Here is a 17,164-nt window from a genome sequence, read left to right on the forward strand (position 1 = left end):
CGGCCCGCGGGCCGCCCCGGGGCTCCGTCCGGACTCTGTCCCGTCCGCGGGCAACCGAATCGTGGTGAGTGGTGGTTCTGGAGGGCGAGGGGGTGTGAGATGCAGACGCAAGACCAAGAGGACGAGGCCGAGTTCCAGGCGTTCGTCAGGGCGAGGTGGTCCCATCTGGTGCGTACGGCGTACCTGCTGACCGGCGATCCGCACGATGCGGAGGACCTTGCCCAGACAGCCCTGGCCAAGGCCTACCGGTCGTGGCGGCGAGTCTGCCGCACCGACCATCCGGAGGCGTACGTCCGGCGCATGCTGGTGAGCTGCAACAGCGACCGGTTCCGCAAGCGCAGGGTCACGGAGCGGCTCACTGCCGTCCCGCCGGACACCCACGCCTCGCCCGATCCCGCGGTGGCGTGGGCGGACGAGCGCAACGCGCTGATGACGGCGCTGGCCGGGCTGCCGGCCCGGCAGCGGGCGGTGGTGGTCCTGCGGTATTGGGAGGACCTCTCCGAGGCGGAGGTCGCCGAGGCGCTGGGCTGCTCCCCGGGGACGGTCAAGAGCCAGGCGTCCAAGGCCCTGGCCAAGTTACGGGCCTGCCCCGGCCTGGCCCAGATCGTCGATGAACCCGTGCGTGCCGGCGGCATGCGCCGTCTGCGCGGTGCGCGCGGAATGCAAGGAGCGACCTCATGATCGAGCAGGAGCAGGAATCCGTTCTGGAGCGGCGGCTGAGGGAGATGCTGGCCGAGGACGCGCAGGAGGTCCGGCCCGGTCCGGCGCCGTTCCCGGAGATCGTCGTCCAGGGCCGGCACGAGCGCCGCAAGCAGCTGGCGGTGACGGCGGCCGCCCTGGTCGGGCTGGCGGCGCTGGCGGCCGTGCCCGCGGTGGCGCTGACCGTGATGACCGACGAGGGCGGGGGCCCGGCGCGGTATGTGGCGATGGCTCCGGCCACGCCCACGGCCAGCGCCTCGGTGACCCATGGGCCCAAGCTGCCGGCCTCGGCCAATCAGCTGGTGGACGTGACGTACCAGCAGGCCTCGGACTGGCTGGGCGAGTGCCTGCGCTACGTGGACGAGGGCCATGTGTCCGGCGACGACTGGCCGCGGGCCCGGCTGGACGAGTTGCGGATACTCCTCGCCCACCGGGTGGCGGGCGATGCCGCGGCGGACGACGGCCACTGGGTCGTGGCGGTCAAGGACAGTGCTCCGGAGATGACCATGATGTGCCGGATCGTCGGCGGGAGGGTGGCCGGCTTCGCCGGGAGCCACGGGGCGCCGCGCGCCGCGCAGAGCCCGCTGGTGGTGGAGGACGCCAACGCCGCCAAGCTGTGGCGCCAGGCGGTGCCCAAGGGTGCGCCCTGGAAACTGCCGTACCGGTGGGGGGATTTCGGCACCGTGGACCGCAGTGTCGTCAAGGTGACCGTCACCTACGGAGGGAAGACCGTGGAGGCCGGGGTGGAGGACGGCAGATACGCGGCGTCGGGGGTCATCGACCGCAAGGACGACCGCCCGCCGCGGATCAAGGGGTACGACTCCTTGGGCACGCTCATATATGACTCCGCCGAGGACCCTGCCCACCCGCAGGACGCCCCCTGACTCGCGGCGGCCCGGGGGTACAGGGGTCTCCCGGGCCGCCGCGCCGTACGGCCGCCGCGCCGTACGGCCGCCGCGCCGTACGGCCGCCGCGCCGTACGGCCGCCGCGCCGCACGGCCGGCCGGCGTCGAACGGCCGGCCGGCGTCGAACGGCCGGCCGTGCGACGGGCCTACGGGGCCAGGACCACCGCCGACTCGCCGGGGACGTGGATGCGCCCGTCGGGGCCGGGATGTTCCAACGGCTCCCAGGCGGCCAGGACCCGGACGCCGTTGCGGCCCAGGGCGATCGTCGTCGGGTCGGGGGACAGGTTGACGACCACGCGGACGTCACCCCGGCGGAAGGTCAGCCAGCGGCGTTCCTCGTCGAAGGCGACGCGGACGGCGGCCAGGTCCGGGTCGCGCAGGTCCGGGTGGGTGCGACGCAGGGTGATCAGCGTGCGGTACCAGTCCAGCAGTCGGGCGTGGGGCGCCTTCTCCGGCTCCGACCAGTCCAGGCAGGAGCGTTCCCGGGTGGCCGGGTCCTGAGGGTCCGGGATGTCCTCGGCGTGCCAGCCGTGGGCGGCGAACTCCCGGCGGCGGCCGGTGCGTACGGCCTCGCCCAGTGCCGGATCGGGGTGGTCGGTGAAGTACTGCCAGGGGGTGAGCGCGCCCCACTCCTCGCCCATGAACAGCATCGGCACGAAGGGACCGGTCAGGGTCAGGGTGGCGGCGCACGCCAGCAGGCCGGGGGAGAGGGAGGCGGAGAGGCGGTCGCCGAGGGCACGGTTGCCGACCTGGTCGTGGGTCTGGGCGTAGCCGAGGAAGCGGTGCGCGGGGGTGTGGCGGCGGTCCACCGGGCGGCCGTGGGTGCGGCCGCGGAAGGATGACCAGATGCCGTCGTGGAAGAAGACCCGGTTCATGGTCTTGGCCAGGGCGGCGAGCGGTTCCTGGGCGAAGTCGGCGTAGTAGCCCTGGGACTCGCCGGTCGTCGCGCAGTGCACGGCGTGGTGGAAGTCGTCGTTCCACTGGGCGTGCAGGCCGAGGCCGCCGGCCGCGCGCGGCGCGGTGGTCCGGGGGTCGCACTGGTCGGACTCGGCGATCAGGAACAGCGGACGGCCGAGCTCGGCCGCCAGGTCGTCCACGGCCGCCGCCAGCTCCTCGAGGAAGGTCAGCGCCCGGCCGTCGGCGAGCGCGTGCACGGCGTCCAGGCGCAGTCCGTCGATCCGGTGGTCGCGCAGCCAGGCCAGGGCGCTGCCGAGGAAGTAGGCGCGGACCTCGTCGGAGCCGGGTGCGTCGAGGTTGACGGCCGCGCCCCACGGGGTGTGGTGGGTGTCGGTGAAGTACGGCCCGAAGGCTTGGAGGTGGTTGCCCGAGGGACCCAGATGGTTGTGGACCACGTCCAGCACCACGCCCAGGCCGTGCGTGTGCGCGGCCTCCACGAAGCGCGCGAGCCCGGCGGGTCCGCCGTAGGGTTCGTGCACGGACCAGGGCGCCACCCCGTCGTAGCCCCAGCCGTGCCGGCCGGGGAAGGAGCAGACCGGCATCAGTTCGACATGGGTGATGCCCAGGGCCGCCAGGTGCGGCAGCCGGGCGGCGGCCGCGTCGAAGGTGCCCTCGGAGGTGAAGGTGCCGATGTGCAGCTCGTACAGGATCGCGTCCTGCAACGGGGTGCGCGGCGGAGGGGCCTGGCGTTCCGGATCCGGCGCGAGGGCCTCGACGTCGACCACCGCCGAGAGCCCGTCCGGTCCGTCGGGCAGCCGCCGCCCGCGCGGGTCGGGCCGTACGGCCGGGTCGTCGTCCAGCAGGAAGCCGTACCGGTCCCCGTCGGTGGCCGGGGCCGACACCACCCACCAGCCCTCGCGTTCCGGGTCGCGCGCCATGGCGTGCGTGCCGTCGTCCAGCCGCAACCCGACCTGTCCCGCCTGCGGTGCCCACACCTCGAACTGCACGGACGTTCCCCTCGTAGCCCACGGTGCCCTGCGGCCTTGCCGAGCCCATCATCCCGGGCGCGGCCGGGGAGTTCTGGACACTCTGGGCAGGACGGGCCGACAATCACCCTGTGACGTCCAGTTTCGAGTTTCCCGCCTACCCCGCGCCGCGGCTCACCGATGCCGAGCGCGACCGGGCCCTGGGCCTGCTCAGGGAAGGAGCGGCGCAGGGCCGGCTTTCGCACGACACCTTCCTGCGCCGGATGGAACTCGCCCTGGTCGCCCGCCGTTCCGAGGACCTCGCGGTGCTCACCGCCGACCTGGACACCCCCGAGAGTCCCTGGGTCAAGCGGCTGTTCGCCTGGGTCGGCAGGGCCTCGGCCGTCAGCGTCGGCGTCCGCCGTGCCTGGCACGCCGAGAAGCTCCCCCGGCTGCTGCTGCCCCAGCTCGGCGCGGAGACCCTGCGGATCGGCCGCGACCCCGGCAACGGGCTGCGGCTGACCCACGAGACGGTCTCCCGGATGCACGCCGAACTGAGCCTGCGGGACGGCCTGTGGGTGTTGCGCGACCTCGGCTCGACCAACGGCACCACGGTCAACGGCCGCCGGGTGACCGGGGCCACGGTCGTGCGCGACGGGGATCAGGTGGGCTTCGGCCGCGTCAACTACCGGCTGTCCGCGAACTGAGCGCCGGCACGGGCCGCCCGACGGCGTCCGGCGATCCACCTCCTGTCGAACGGATGTTCATGACCGATATGCCGATGGTGCGCCCCGCGCGCCCCGAGGACCTGCCGCGGCTCGTCGAGCTCGTCCACGAACACGCCGCCTACGAGAAGGCGGCGCCCCGCCCGCCCGGCCTGGCCGAGCGGCTCGGCCCCCAGCTGTTCGCGCCGGACGCCAGGCTGTGGGTGCTGGTCGCGCAGGATCCGGACGACCCGGCCGGCCCGGTGGCCGGATACGCCGCCTGCTCCCCGGAGTTCGCGTTCTGGGACGCCGCGTACTTCCTGCACATGGACTGCCTCTACCTCGCCGAGAACGCGCGCGGGCACGGCCTGGGCGCCGCGCTGCTGGACGCGGTCGCCGAGCTCGCCCGTACGCTGGGCATGGAGCAGGTCCAGTGGCAGACCCCGGAGTGGAACGAGGGCGCGATCCGCTTCTACGACCGGTCCGGCGCGGTGGGCATGCCCAAGCGCCGGTACGGACTGGCCGTACCGGCCGAGGCCGCGGCCGCCGCCCCTGCCCCCGCCGCCGCTACGGACCGGCCGCCGGTCTGACGGCGGGAGCGGCCACCGGAACGACGCCGGTCCCGACGCCGGTCCCGGCACCGTTCCCGATGGCGGTCCCGACGCCGGCGCCGACGCCGCGGGCGGCGTGCGCCGCGGCCAGCCGGGCGTACGCCGCCAGGACCGTCCGGGACTGGTGTTCCACCTGGGTGGCCACCGGAACCCAGCGCGCCTGGAACCGGGCCGCGAAGGCCTCGCACCAGCCCGTGACCAGCCGGTCCAGCTCCGCGGCCGCGCCGTGCCCGACCGAGCGCAGCACCCGCAGCAGCATCGCGGCGGCCCGCAGCGCCAGCCGCCGCGCGAAGGCGTCGATGCTCCCGATGTACGCCGCGGTCGCCTCGGCCGGCGCCGCGCCCCCCGCCCACGCCTCCGTGATCTTGGGGATCAGGGCCAGCGTCCAGTCCACCGCCCGCAGCAGCGGGGCGGCCAGGGCCTCGTCATGGGCGGGCAGGTCGGGCCGGGCCGCGTCGAGGACCCGGGTCACCTGCGCGGCGTCCTCGGTGAGCCGGCGGGCCAGGACGCGCAGGGCCTGCCGGGGGTCGGGGTGCGGAGCGGGGTCGTCCACCAGGTCGCTGGCCCACATGGGGGCCTCGACGATCGCGGTCGTCCCGTCGTAGGCATGGGCGTGGTACCAGGTGCTCAGCCGGGTGTCCTCCGGGTGGAAGACGCCGGAGGCGTCCGTACCGGGCTGCGGCATCACGAAGATGCCGGGACCGGGCGAGGGCCAGCCGGCCGCGTCCGAGGCCCCGGTCTCCACAGGGATGCGCAGCTCGGCGGCGGACTTGGCGAACGGCTCGGCGAGCCCCGGTATGCCGCGGGTCAGCTGGACCCAGCTGCCCCCGAGGTCCGTCCCGTGCAGGGAGACCTGGAGCAGCGGCCGGAGCTCGTCGATCAGCGCGGTCAGGGTCAGGGTCTCGGGCGGGAGCCGGTCGGGAGGCAGTAAAGACGGGGCCCACTCGGGCTGTTCGGGGCCCGGTGGCCGGTAGAAGTTGCGGTGGTAGTCGAGCAGCGAGTACGGGCGGGGGGTGCGGTGCAGGGCCGCGCCGTCCGGATCGGCGCACAGCAGGAAATGCCAGCCGCACCCGGCGCGCGGGGCCGGATCGTGGATGACCCGGCGGGCGACGGAGAGCGCGGTGGCGCCGCCGACGGGCTCGTTGGCGTGGGCCCCGGCGACGACCAGTACGTTGCGCCGGCCGCCGCCGCCGCCCGCCTGTCCGCCGCCCGCCCGGCCGTTGCCGTTGCCCGTCGGCCGGCCGGCCACGGACAGCAGCCACAGCGGCCGCCCGCCCCGGGAGGTGCCGGCCTGGCGGAGCCGGACCAGTCCGGGATGTTCGTCGGCCAGTGCGCGTCCGGCCAGGGCGAGTTCATGCGGTGTGGGGTAACACATGTCACGGATGAGGGTCACAAGGGATGCTGTGCCCGCCGGGCGGCCGATGTACTGCTGTGCGGGCCACGCGATGGGGCCGGATCCGCACTACTGCTGGTGGAGCCCCGCCCCGCCGGTCTCAGGAAACGCCTCCCCGACGGCCTCGGACAGCGTCGGGTGGGCGTGGACGTGCCGTGCGACGTCCCCCCGGTTCGGCGTCCCATCCCACGATCAGCTGGCTCTCGGCGATCATCTCGGACACGCGAGGACCGCGTCCAGCTGTCGGTGGACCCGCCGTGGCGCCGGGAGCCGGCCGTGTTCTCCCGGGTGGAACCGAGCGGATCCGCCCGGGAGTTCGTCCGCCTCCTGAGCCCGTCCTGACCGAACGGTCCGGCCCGCCTGACCGGCCACCGCCCGCCCCCGGCCCGCCCGACCGGCCACCGCCCGCCCCCCGCCCGCCCGCTGCCAGCCGCCCCTCGCGTCCGCCCCCCAGCCGGCCGCCCGCGCGCCGGTCATGTCGGCGGCGCGTCCCGCGTTCCGTCGGCGGGGGGCGAGGTGAGGACCGCCACCGGGGTGTCCCGCAGCAGCCGGGCCACCGGCACCGTGCCCCGGTACGCCGGTCCCGGTTCCGCAGCCCCGGCCGCCCCCGGCAGGAGGGGGAGCCAGGTGCCCGGGGGGAGTTCCAGGGTCGTGGTGCGCCAGCCGCCCGCCGCCCGCAGGCGGTGCGAGAGCCGGGTCACCGCCACCACCAGGCCCGGCCCGCGGCCGTACGCCACCAGGTGGTCCGCCGCCGGACCCGCGGGGCGCAGGGCGGCGTACCCGGTGAACAGCTCCGGCCGGTCGCGCCGCAGCCGCAGCAGTGCCGCCGTCAGGGCCAGCTTCTCCTCCGAGAGGCCCGACGGCCGCGTGCCCGCGTCGAGCCGCGCCAGCGCCTCGCGGTGGAAGCGGGCCGGGCGCCGGTTGTCGGGGTCGACCAGGGCCCGGTAGCCGGCCTCGCAGTCCTGGTAGACCTCCGGCACGCCCGGCACGGTCAGGTGCAGCGCGGTCATGCCCAGCACATTGGCGCGGGCGGCCGCCTCCAGCCCGGCCGGCAGCTCCCACCCGGCCGGGACGTGCTCCGCGATGCCCGCCTCGTACGCCTCGTCGGCCTCCGTCCAGCTCGTGCGCAGCCCCGCCTCCCGGGCCGCCTTCAGCAGGGCCGCCGCCAGCCGCTCCTCACGGTCCGGGGCCGGACCCAGGCCCAGCGAGGTCTGCCGGGCCACCCAGGCCAGCTGGGGGTCACGGCCGTCGGGGCGGCCCATCGCCGCCGGGTCCTCGCTCAGCGCCGCGATCCGGGCGCGCACGTCCGCACTGCGCTTGGTGTCGTGCGTCGACAGCACCGTGCCCGCGTCCGGCCAGTGCGCGGCCGTGCGCGCGCCGTACGCGTGGAACTCCGCCACCGACACCGCCGGGCTCCCCGGCTCGCCGCCCACCTCCGTGGCCGACAGCAGCGGCGCGAACCGGTAGAACGCCCGGTCCTCCAGGGACTTGGCGCGCAGCGCCGCCGACGTCTGGGCGAACCGGGCGCCGAACGCCGCGTCGCGCAGCACCAGCTCCGCCACGGCGTCCACCGCCGGCGCCGGCGCCCGCTTCCGGGCCCCCACCAGGGCCGCCTCCGGCAGTGCCGCCGCACCCGGATAGGGCCGGTAGACGGGATAGGAGATGAGTAATTCCCTGATCGCCGAGGACAGTTCGGGGACATCGTGGTACGGGCCGGCCCCCGCCATCCGTTCCAGCGTCGCCAGCTCCGCCGCCAGGTCAACCGTCAGGACCTCCCGCGCGCACTCCCGCTCGGTCGCCTCCCACCCCGGCAGGCCGGTGAACTCCGCGTACGCCCGCGCCAGTTCCACCACCCCCGCCGGGTCCAGGAACACCCCGTCCAGCCGGTGCAGCGCGTCGTAGCCCGTGGTGCCCGCGACCGCCGCCGCCCACGAGGCCGGCAGCCGCTCGTCCCGGGCCAGGATCTTCTCGACCACCACCCAGCAGTCGTCCCCCACCTCCGCGCGCAGCCGCCGCAGATAGCCCTCCGGGTCGGCCAGCCCGTCCACGTGGTCGATGCGCAGTCCCGCGGCCACCCCGTCCCGGACCAGCTCCAGCACCTTGGCGTGGGTGGCCGCGAACACCTCCGGATCCTCCACACGGACCCCGATCAGTTCCGAAATGGTGAAGAACCGGCGGTAGTTGAGCGACGTCCGGGCCTCGCGCCAGCACGCCGGCCGGTAGAACTGCGCCGCCAGCAGCTCCGGCAGCGCCAGCCCCGCAGTCCCCTCCCGCAGCGGGAACTCGTGGTCGCCGACGCGCAGCACCGCGCCGTCCGCCACCACCGGCCCGCACCCCTCCAGCGGCCGCTCCAGCACCGGCAGCAGCACCTGGCCCCCGCCCGCCGGCCAGTCGATGTCGAACCAGCGCGCGTACGGCGACTGCGGCCCGGCGCGCAGCACCTCCCACAGCGGCCCGTTGAGCCGCAGCGGCGCCGGGACCGCCATGTGGTTCGGGACGATGTCCAGCACCAGCCCCAGCCCGTGCCGCCGCGCCCGCGCCGCGAGCGTGCGCAGGCCCTCCTCCCCGCCGAGCTCCTCCCGCACCCGGGTGTGGTCGACCACGTCGTAGCCGTGCGCCGAGCCGGGGACCGCTTCCAGCACCGGCGACAGGTGCAGGTGGGACACGCCGAGCGCGGCCAGGTACGGTACGGCTGCCGCGGCCGCCGCGAAGGGGAACTCCGGGCGCAGTTGCAGGCGGTAGGTGGCGGCGGGGCGTACGCGGCCCCGACGGGTGCTCGAGTACTGCTGGGTCATGAGAACGTACGTACCCAGCCTGACGATTTCCGTGCCATTGCCCAGTGCATCCGGGTGACTGCGCCGCGTTAGCGTTCCTCGAGTGGCCGGAACCGTCGACACCTATCGCAAAGTCATCGCCCTCACCGGGCCCCTTCTCCCGCTCGTCTCCTTCCTCGCCCGACTCCCCGTGGCGATGTCCCAGTTCGGCAGCGTGCTGCTGGTCGCGCAGACCAGCGGATCCCTGGCGGCCGCCGGCATCGTGGGCGGCACCCTCTCCGCCGGGCAGGTGGTGTGCGGCCCCCTCCTCGGCCGCCTCGCCGACCGCCGCGGGCAGCGGCCCGTCGTCCTCGCCGCCGCCGCCGTGAACGCCCTCGCCACCGGCGCCCTGGTCACCGGGGCCCTCGCGGGCCTCGGCACGGTCCCGCTCGCCGCGCTGGGTGCCGTCACCGGCGCCTCCGTACCGCTGATCGGGCCGCTGGCCCGGGCCCGCTCCGTGGCCCTCGCCCACCGCACGAAGGCCGACGAGGGCGTGGTCGCGGCCGTGCACTCGCTCGAAGGCACCCTGGACGAGGTCTCGTTCGTCATAGGCCCGGCCCTGGTCGGCCTCGCCGCGCTCGTCGCGCACCCCGCCGTCGCCCTGGGCGGAGCCGCCGCCCTGGTCGCCTGCTTCGGAGCCGCGTACGCCCTGCACCCGACCGCCACCGTCACGGCCGGGCAGCCCCCCGCGCGGGCCGGGAAGCCGCGCCGCGGCCGCCGGCACGGGGTCGTGTACGCAGTCCGCGGCTCGCTCGCCCTGCAGGGCGCCATGTTCGGCGCCTGCCAGGCCGGAATCGCCGCGCTCACCGCCCGGTCGGGCGCGCCGGGACAGGCGGGTGTCGTCTACGCCGCCATGGGCGTGGCCAGTGCCGGCGTGGGCCTGGCCCTCGGCGCGCTGCCCGCCCGCTACGGGCTCTGCCTGCGCTGGCGGGCGGCGACCTGCGCCGCCCTGGTGCTGTCGGTCCCGCTGCTGTTCGCCGACAGCCTGTGGAGCCTGTACGCCGTCGTCACCGTCCTCGGCGCGGCGTACGCACCTCACCTGATCACCGCGTTCGCGCTCACCGAGCGGGTGGTGGCCCCGGCCCGGCTCGCCGAGTCGATGGCCTTCGCCGCCAGCTCGCTGGTGGCGGGCCAGGCGGCCGCGCTGGCCGTGTCCGGGCGGCTCGCCGAGTGGTACGGGCCGGCCGGGGCCTTCGCGGTCGCGGTCGGCGCGGCCGCGGCCTGCCTGACGATCGCGCTGGCCACCCGGGTGCCCGCGACCCGGACCCACAGCCCCGCGGTCCCGGCGGGCGCGCCGATCCGCACCCCCGCTCTCCCGGGTGACGCGGCGGCCTACGCCGGCCGCTGAAGCACCACCAGACTCCGTCCTGTCAACGCCACCCGGTCCCCGGCCGCGTACTGCGGCCCGGTACCGGGTGCCAGTACTTCCGCCCGCGCGGTGTCCACGACCACCCGCCACTGCGCGCCGTGCCCGGCCGGCAGGGTGAAGTCCTGCGGATCGGGGCTCGCGTTGAACATCAGCAGGAACGAGTCGTCGGTGAGCCGCTCCCCGCGCCGGCCCGGCTCGGAGATCGCCTCGCCGTTGAGGAACACCGCCAGCGCACGGGTGTTCTGCGCCTGCCAGTCGCGGGCCCGCATCTCCTCCCCGTGCGGGGTGAACCAGGCGATGTCGGAGAGCTCGTCGTGGGTGCCCTCCACCGGCCGGCCGTGGAAGAACCGGCGGCGCCGGAACACCGGGTGGTTGCGGCGCAGCCACACCATCTGACGGGTGAACTCCAGCAGCACCGGCGGCGGTTTGCCGGGATCGGGCCACTCCACCCACGACAGTTCGTTGTCCTGGCAGTAGGCGTTGTTGTTGCCGCCCTGGCTGCGGCCGAACTCGTCGCCGTGGCTGAGCATCGGCACACCCTGCGACAGCATCAGCGTGGCCGTGAAGTTGCGCATCTGGCGGGCCCGCAGCTCCAGCACCTCGGGATCCTCGGTCGGACCCTCCACCCCGCAGTTCCAGGACCGGTTGTGGCTCTCGCCGTCCCGGTTGCCCTCCCGGTTGGCCTCGTTGTGCTTCTCGTTGTACGAGACCAGGTCGTGCAGCGTGAAACCGTCGTGGCAGGTGGTGAAGTTGATGGAGGCCAGCGGCCGCCGTCCGTCGTCCTGGTAGAGGTCGGAGGAGCCGGTCAGGCGCCCCGCGAACTCCGCGAGCGTGCGCGGCTGGCCCCGCCACAGGTCCCGTACGGTGTCGCGGTACTTTCCGTTCCACTCGGTCCACAGCGGCGGGAAGTTGCCCACCTGGTAGCCGCCCTCGCCCAGGTCCCAGGGCTCGGCGATCAGCTTCACCTGGCTGACCACCGGATCCTGCTGCACCAGGTCGAAGAACGACGACAGCCGGTCCACCTCGTGGAACTGCCGCGCCAGCGTGGCCGCCAGGTCGAAGCGGAAGCCGTCGACGTGCATCTCGGTGACCCAGTAGCGCAGCGAGTCCATGATCAGCTGGAGCACGTGCGGGGACCGCATCAGCAGCGAGTTCCCGGTGCCGGTGGTGTCCGTGTAGTAGCGCGGGTCCTCCGCCAGCCGGTAGTACGAGGCGTTGTCCAGCCCCCGGAAGGACAGCGTCGGCCCGAGGTGGTTGCCCTCGGCGGTGTGGTTGTAGACCACGTCGAGGATCACCTCGATCCCCGCCTCGTGCAGCGCGCGGACCGCCGACTTGAACTCCAGCACCTGCTGCCCGCGATCGCCCGAGGCGTAGCGGTTGTGCGGGGCGAAGAAGCCGATGGTGTTGTAGCCCCAGTAGTTGCTCAGCCCGTCGTCCACCAGCCGGTGGTCGTTGACGAACTGATGGACCGGCATCAGCTCCAGCGCCGTGACCCCGAGCTTGGTCAGGTGCCCGATCACCGCGGGGTGCGCGAGCGCGGCGTACGTCCCGCGCAGCTCCTCCGGCAGGTCCGGGTGGCGCATGGTCAGGCCCTTCACATGGGCCTCGTACAGCACCGTGTGGTGGTACTCGGTGCGCGGCGGCCGGTCGTTGGCCCAGTCGAAGTACGGATTGACCACGACCGAACTCATCGTGCGCGGCGCCGAGTCCAGGTCGTTGCGCGAGTCCGGGCGGCCGAAGTGATAGCCGTACACCTCCTCCCCCCACGCGATGGACCCGCTGATCGCACGGGCGTACGGATCCAGCAGCAGCTTGGCGGCATTGCACCGCCGGCCGCGTTCCGGCTCGTACGGGCCGTGCACCCGGAAGCCGTACCGCTGACCGGGCATGACGCCCGGCAGGTACGCGTGCCGCACGAACGCGTCCGTCTCGCGCAGTTCGACGGCGGTCTCCGAGCCGTCGTCGTGCAACAGGCACAGCTCGATGCGTCTGGCGGCCTCCGAATAGACCGCGAAGTTGGTGCCGGCGCCGTCGTACGTGGCGCCGAGGGGGTACGCCTGTCCCGGCCAGACCTGCATAGCTGCGACTCTTCCACTCCCGATCCGGCATGGGTCACTTACGTCCGCTCCAGATCTTCCCCGAAAGAGGGGCGGCGCGTGGGGACTTGGGCTGGGCCTACCGGGTGACCCCGTAGACCTGACAGTCAGGTCGGCCGACGATGCGCGCATCGCATGATCGGGTCAACGGACGGCCGGTGTAGGGACCATCCGGCTGCATCGGGCCGCGTACGCGGAGTACCCTTCCTTGATCACTGGAGGGGTAGCGGAAGGCGGTGCACGGGTGAGCTCGGGAGGTCTGGAGCTGCCCCCTGGTGACGGCGGTCACGAGGGCGGCCCGGCGGAGCAGGCACCGGGCGGCGGCTCCGGCGGGGTCGCCGCCGGAGCGGTGTCCCTGGCGGGTCCGGAGCCGGCCGGGACGATACGGACCGGGGCCGAGCTGGACTGGGGTGCGGACGCGTGGACCGAGGTCCGCACCCGCGCCCAGCGCGCGGGCCGTGCGTACATCTGGCTGAATCTCATCGAACAGCGGCTGCGGGCGGTCGTCGGCGCGGTGCTGCGCCCGATCTACGAGCCGGTGCACGGCGAGGACGACTGGGTGGTCGCGGCCGCGGGCCCCGCCGGGCAGGAGTGGGTGCAGCGGGCGGTCGCGGTGCGCGAGGTCAGCCGCCGCAAGGGCTACCTGCTGGATCCGGCCGACGACAACGTGCTCAGCTTCCTGACGCTCCCGCAGCTGCGGGAGCTGATGGTCCAGCACTGGCCCTGCTTCGAGCCGTACTTCGACGACCGGCGCGAGATCGAGCTGGCCCTGGACGAGCTGGAGGTCACGCGCAACGTCGTCTCGCGCAACCGCGCCCTGTCGCAGGCCGTGCTCTCCCAGGCGGAGCGGGCCTCGGCGCGGCTGCTGGAGGTGCTCGGCGGCGGTGCGGGCAGCCCCGGCGCGGACCGGCTGCCCATCGACGCGGTCGAGGACCTGGTGGGCGACCGCTACGCGGACGTCATCTCCGTGCACCCCGACCGGGTGCGCCTGCAGCGGCAGCTGCCGGCCGAGGACCTCTTCGGGGGCGCGCGCCGGCTGGACGCGATCGGCATAGGCCTCAACCTGCTGGTGCAGAACTACTCGGGCCGAAGACTCGTGCGGCTCACCGAGGCCGGCTGCCGGGTACGGCTGCTGTTCCTGAACCCGGCCAGCAGCGCGGTCAAGCGGCGCGAGCGGGAGCTGGGCCTGCGCAAGGGCGAGCTGAGCCGCTCGGTGGAGATGAACATCCTGCACGTACGGCGGGTCCGCGCCGGACTGCGGGACCCGTCGGGGTTCGCGATCCACGTCTTCGACGAGACGCCGCGTTTCACCGCCTACCTGGTGGAGGGGGAGAACTCGGGGATCGCCGTCGTCCAGTCCTACCTGCGGCGGGCGCGGGGCATGGAGGCGCCGGTCCTGGTGCTGCGCGGGGGCGGTCGCGGGGTGCCGCGGGACGCGGACCACGGGCTGTTCACGACGTACCGGGAGGAGTTCGAGTCGGTGTGGGAGGACTCCCGGCCGGTGTCCTGAGGCGCGCTTGCCGTGCGGGGCGACCGGGGTGTCAGTGGCCCGTGGCAGGCTGAAAGCCGTTGACCGAAAGAAGCGGGGGAGGGGCACGCCATGGGGGAGTGGCACCGGGGAGTGCTGGTCGGATTCGACCTGGAGACGACCGGCACGGAGCCGGCGCGGTCGCGGATCGTGACGGCCGCGGTGGTCGAGGTACGGGACGGCGTGGTGGGCGAGCGGCGCGGCTGGCTCGCGGACCCGGGCGTGGCGATCCCGGAGCAGGCGTCGGCGATCCACGGGATCTCGACCGAGCGAGCGGTCGCGCAGGGCCGGCCGGCGCGGGAGGTCGCGGACGAGGTCGCGGCGGCGCTGGTCGCGTGCTGGCGGCAGGGGGCGGTGGTCGTCGCGTACAACGCGGCGTTTTATCCCCGCACGCCAGTCACGTCTCAGGTGTCTCATGGCGAAGCGCGGCGCCAGCCGGCAGCCCACGCCGGAATGGTGGCCGCGTGATGAGCTGGATCAGTGGTCCATTGGTGGCCTTTGACCTGGAGACCACGGGCACCGACGTCGAAACCGACCGCATTGTGACGGCGGCGGTCGTGCGCCTGGATTCGGCCGGGGCCGTCTCGGCCGAGCGAACCTGGTTGCTGAATCCCGGGGTAGCCATACCCGAGCAGGCGTCGGCGATCCATGGCATCTCGACGGAATACGCCCGCGAGCACGGGGTACCGGCCGCTTCGGCCATCGAGGAGATCGCGCAGGCCGTCGCCGAGGGGCTGCGCTCGGGGACGCCTCTGGTGGTGATGAACGCACGCTACGACTTGTCGCTGCTGGACCGTGAGTGTCGGCGCTTCGAGATCGAGTCGATCAGCGAGCGGTTGGGAAGCGCGCCTTCGCCCGTCATCGATCCGCTGGTGATCGACAAGCACATCGACAAGTACCGGAAGGGTAAGCGGGCCCTTCACGCGCTGTGTGCTCACTACGGGGTGTCGCTCGACGACGCGCATAATGCGAGGGCCGATGCCGTGGCCGCCGCCCGCGTGGTGCGACGCATGGGTGAGAGGTACGGGCCCGTGGGCCTGATGCCATTGGCGGATCTGCATGACCTTCAGGTGCGCGCGGCAGCTGAACAGTCGGTCTCGTTGCAGGCCTATCTGCGGCGTACCGCGGATCCGACGACAGTCGTCGAGCCGGCCTGGCCGCTCATTCCCCGGAGGGGATGACCGCGCCGGTCAGCTCTCTCCGGGCGCGAGAGCCTGCAGGTGGGAGAGAGTGATCCGATGCCGTGGAAGGTCGACCTCCACGATTTTCACCGTAAGAGTGTCTCCGACCTGAACCACGTCCTCGGGCCGAACCACGTGTCCCTCGGCCAGCTCGGTGACGTGCACCAGACCTTCGAGGCCGTCCTCTCTGTCTTCGATGCGGACGAAGACGCCGAACGGTACGAGCTTGGTCACGACGCCGGTCACCGTCTGGCCGACCTGCTGTACGAACTGCGGCATCGGGTCCTCTTGCAGTGCCTTCAGGGACAGCGACACACGCTCGCGCACCAAGTCGACGTCGAGGATCTCGGCCGAGATTTCCTGGCCGACAGTGACGATGTCAGAGGGGTGTTCGAAGCGCCGCCAGGAAAGCTCGGGAATGTTGATCATCGCGATGAAGCCGCCGATGTCCACAAAGGTCACACCGAAGCCGGCGATCTCCGTGACCGTGCCGGTGCAGATCTGCCCGCGGTGGAGAGTCTTCAGAAGGGCCCAGTTCCGGTCACTCGGCGTAGGATCGGTCCTCCAGCGGGCGCGCAAGACGCCGTCGCTGTCGGGCAGGACCGCGGTAAACAGCGGGTGGCGTTCGTCGAGGGTCAAAGACAGGGCCGTGGCGGCACGGGCGCCTGCCACCCGGGCGGCCAGTTCCTTGTAGTCGGACTCGTCGACCATCGTGCTGGAGAGCGCCCCGTTCTCGTCCTCCCATACGAACTCCACCGGACCCTCGTTGGGAAGCGAGGCGAGGACCGCGTTGACATCGGTGGACAGGTCAGGCCAGACGGTCAACTGGGCACGCGGGGTGAGTCGGGCGCGTACCGCATCGAGTGTGTCTTCGGTGAGGCGGTGCCAGCGGGAGGCATTGTGGAGGTAGCCCTCCTCCAGTATCGCTGCCTGCCGCATGGCGACGGACCAGCGCAGACGGCTCCAGAAGTCCTCGTCGGCGGGCCGCTGCACGCCGGGCTCATCGAAGTCCGTGTCGTAGGGCGAGGCCTCCAGCTGCTCCGGGAAGAGACCGAGAGCACGGGTGTGGGCACCGGCGCGCTCGCAGGCCTTGTCGCTGCTGATGTAGACGTACTGGTCCCAACCGACCTGTACGTCGAACTTGTCCTCCACCGCCAGACGGCACCAGGCACCGTTGTCGCGGAGCATGCCCCTGACCAGCTCCAGGCCGAGGGAGACGGGCACCTCTGCACCGTCGTGGAACCCGCTGAGGTCGGGTGGGAAGAGCCCGGCAAGGCCGTGGCCGTCGACCGCCGGCTCCAGGCCGAAGTGGGCAAGGCCGGAGATCCCCGGCTCGCGAATGACCAGGTGGTCGATGCCGGTGTCCTCGGCGAAGGCGGCAATTGCTTCCAGATAGGCAGCCTCGACGGGTCCGTGGTCGCTGGTCGAGTCCTCAGCGCCGATATAGCTGCCGTGCTCGTCGCGGTCGGCAGGGTCGTACTTGGTGATCCGGTAGACGAAAGACGGCACGTTGCTCCCCGTGGTTGTTGACGATGCTCGCTCAGCAGTCGATCTCGTGATCGGGAGCGTAGGGCGGGATGGGCCGGCGCATCGCCGCCTTGAGGATGGCCAGTGGGATCACCTTCTGCAAGCGGGATACCGTGCCGCTCAGTCGTATCGATCAGCGGCGATCGATACGAGTGACGCGATCGCTTCGCTCAGCTGCCTTGGAGAGACGCTGGTTCTCCAGTGTGAGGAGCTGAACCTGCTGTGCGAGGACGTTGATCGAGGAACGCAGCTCCCGGACCTCGCGCGCATGCTCTTGGCGGAGTCGGCGCTCGGCACCCTTCAGGGCCTGGACCTCCTGCCGGAGGGACGCTGAGGGCGTGGCTGCTTCTTCTCGATCGGCTACGAGGTTTCGGAATTCTGCCAGAACATGCGGGTAGCGGTAGGCGCTGGCTCTGCTGACGCCGGCTTCAACGGCGAGTGAGGCGACGGTCAGAGAACCGTCGCTACGGGTGGG

Annotated in this window: 12 protein-coding genes and 2 pseudogenes; 8 read left to right on the plus strand and 6 right to left on the minus strand. The window is 73.1% G+C overall.

What is annotated here, in order from left to right; translation table 11 throughout:
* The first annotated feature begins 99 nt into the window (after positions 1-99).
* Positions 100-681: a SigE family RNA polymerase sigma factor gene (locus tag ACIPXB_RS27490; RefSeq protein ID WP_401454089.1), complete on the plus strand. Its 582-nt coding sequence runs from the start codon at positions 100-102 to the stop codon at positions 679-681.
* Positions 678-1,583: a hypothetical protein gene (locus tag ACIPXB_RS27495; protein ID WP_401454090.1), complete on the plus strand. Its 906-nt coding sequence runs from the start codon at positions 678-680 to the stop codon at positions 1,581-1,583. Before ACIPXB_RS27490 ends, ACIPXB_RS27495 begins: the two co-directional genes overlap by 4 nt.
* 168 nt (positions 1,584-1,751) lie before the next feature.
* On the opposite strand, the gene treZ is transcribed toward ACIPXB_RS27495, so the two are convergent.
* Positions 1,752-3,509 carry a malto-oligosyltrehalose trehalohydrolase gene (treZ, locus tag ACIPXB_RS27500; RefSeq protein ID WP_401454091.1) on the minus strand — a complete coding sequence of 586 codons (1,758 nt, stop codon included), beginning with the start codon at positions 3,507-3,509 and terminating at the stop codon, positions 1,752-1,754.
* A 110-nt stretch (positions 3,510-3,619) separates the two neighbouring features.
* Here treZ and ACIPXB_RS27505 point away from each other — a divergent pair, with 110 nt between their 5' ends.
* Together ACIPXB_RS27505 and ACIPXB_RS27510 are read left to right on the plus strand one after the other, a co-directional pair.
* Positions 3,620-4,174 (plus strand): FHA domain-containing protein, encoded by a 555-nt coding sequence (locus tag ACIPXB_RS27505; RefSeq protein ID WP_401454092.1) that lies wholly within the window; start codon positions 3,620-3,622, stop codon positions 4,172-4,174.
* A 59-nt stretch (positions 4,175-4,233) separates the two neighbouring features.
* A complete protein-coding gene (locus tag ACIPXB_RS27510) occupies positions 4,234-4,761 on the plus strand; it encodes a GNAT family N-acetyltransferase (RefSeq protein WP_401454093.1) in 528 nt (175 codons plus the stop codon).
* Here ACIPXB_RS27510 and ACIPXB_RS27515 read toward each other — a convergent pair.
* From ACIPXB_RS27515 to treY, 3 genes and pseudogenes are all read right to left on the minus strand, one after another.
* Positions 4,739-6,157 (minus strand): M14 family zinc carboxypeptidase, encoded by a 1,419-nt coding sequence (locus ACIPXB_RS27515; protein ID WP_401454094.1) that lies wholly within the window; start codon positions 6,155-6,157, stop codon positions 4,739-4,741. The two genes, ACIPXB_RS27510 and ACIPXB_RS27515, sit on opposite strands and share 23 nt — an antisense overlap.
* 87 nt (positions 6,158-6,244) lie before the next feature.
* Positions 6,245-6,407, minus strand: a pseudogene (locus ACIPXB_RS27520) (dihydrolipoyl dehydrogenase); the annotation flags it as partial.
* Between the two features lie 241 nt (positions 6,408-6,648).
* On the minus strand, positions 6,649-8,970 hold the full coding sequence (gene treY / locus ACIPXB_RS27525) for a malto-oligosyltrehalose synthase (protein WP_401454095.1): 2,322 nt from the start codon (positions 8,968-8,970) through the stop codon (positions 6,649-6,651).
* Between the two features lie 82 nt (positions 8,971-9,052).
* On the opposite strand from treY, the gene ACIPXB_RS27530 reads away from it, so the two are divergent.
* On the plus strand, positions 9,053-10,336 hold the full coding sequence (locus ACIPXB_RS27530; RefSeq protein WP_401454096.1) for an MFS transporter: 1,284 nt from the start codon (positions 9,053-9,055) through the stop codon (positions 10,334-10,336).
* Here ACIPXB_RS27530 and glgX read toward each other — a convergent pair.
* Positions 10,321-12,435, minus strand: a complete 2,115-nt coding sequence (glgX, locus tag ACIPXB_RS27535; RefSeq protein WP_401454097.1) for a glycogen debranching protein GlgX — start codon at positions 12,433-12,435, stop codon at positions 10,321-10,323. The two genes, ACIPXB_RS27530 and glgX, sit on opposite strands and share 16 nt — an antisense overlap.
* Before the next feature lie 262 nt (positions 12,436-12,697).
* Between glgX and ACIPXB_RS27540 the strand changes: the two genes are divergently transcribed.
* The 3 genes and pseudogenes from ACIPXB_RS27540 (at position 12,698) to ACIPXB_RS27550 (ending at position 15,162) form a co-directional block, all read left to right on the plus strand.
* Positions 12,698-13,963, plus strand: coding sequence for an SAV2148 family HEPN domain-containing protein (locus ACIPXB_RS27540; RefSeq protein WP_401454098.1), 1,266 nt, complete (start codon positions 12,698-12,700; stop codon positions 13,961-13,963).
* Positions 13,964-14,053: 90 nt separating this feature from the next.
* Positions 14,054-14,362, plus strand: a pseudogene (locus tag ACIPXB_RS27545) (exonuclease domain-containing protein); the annotation flags it as partial.
* A gap of 86 nt (positions 14,363-14,448) precedes the next feature.
* Positions 14,449-15,162: a 3'-5' exonuclease gene (locus ACIPXB_RS27550; protein ID WP_401454100.1), complete on the plus strand. Its 714-nt coding sequence runs from the start codon at positions 14,449-14,451 to the stop codon at positions 15,160-15,162.
* 9 nt (positions 15,163-15,171) lie between these two features.
* Here the strand turns inward: ACIPXB_RS27550 and ACIPXB_RS27555 are convergent, their stop codons facing one another.
* Positions 15,172-16,671: a S1 RNA-binding domain-containing protein gene (locus tag ACIPXB_RS27555; RefSeq protein WP_401454101.1), complete on the minus strand. Its 1,500-nt coding sequence runs from the start codon at positions 16,669-16,671 to the stop codon at positions 15,172-15,174.
* Between the last annotated feature and the right edge of the window lie 493 nt (positions 16,672-17,164).

Origin of the sequence: Streptomyces sp. NPDC090022 (genome assembly GCF_044748145.1) — a bacterium.
Lineage (GTDB): Bacteria > Actinomycetota > Actinomycetes > Streptomycetales > Streptomycetaceae > Streptomyces.

What these genes read in the sequence shown, in the direction of transcription:
- ACIPXB_RS27490 (WP_401454089.1), top strand. Translation starts at nt 100, where the DNA reads ATGCAGACGCAAGACCAAGAGGACGAGGCCGAGTTCCAGGCGTTCGTC.
- ACIPXB_RS27495 (WP_401454090.1), top strand. Translation starts at nt 678, where the DNA reads ATGATCGAGCAGGAGCAGGAATCCGTTCTGGAGCGGCGGCTGAGGGAG.
- ACIPXB_RS27510 (WP_401454093.1), top strand. Translation starts at nt 4,234, where the DNA reads ATGACCGATATGCCGATGGTGCGCCCCGCGCGCCCCGAGGACCTGCCG.
- ACIPXB_RS27515 (WP_401454094.1), bottom strand. Translation starts at nt 6,157, where the DNA reads ATGTGTTACCCCACACCGCATGAACTCGCCCTGGCCGGACGCGCACTG.
- treY (WP_401454095.1), bottom strand. Translation starts at nt 8,970, where the DNA reads ATGACCCAGCAGTACTCGAGCACCCGTCGGGGCCGCGTACGCCCCGCC.
- glgX (WP_401454097.1), bottom strand. Translation starts at nt 12,435, where the DNA reads ATGCAGGTCTGGCCGGGACAGGCGTACCCCCTCGGCGCCACGTACGAC.
- ACIPXB_RS27550 (WP_401454100.1), top strand. Translation starts at nt 14,449, where the DNA reads ATGAGCTGGATCAGTGGTCCATTGGTGGCCTTTGACCTGGAGACCACG.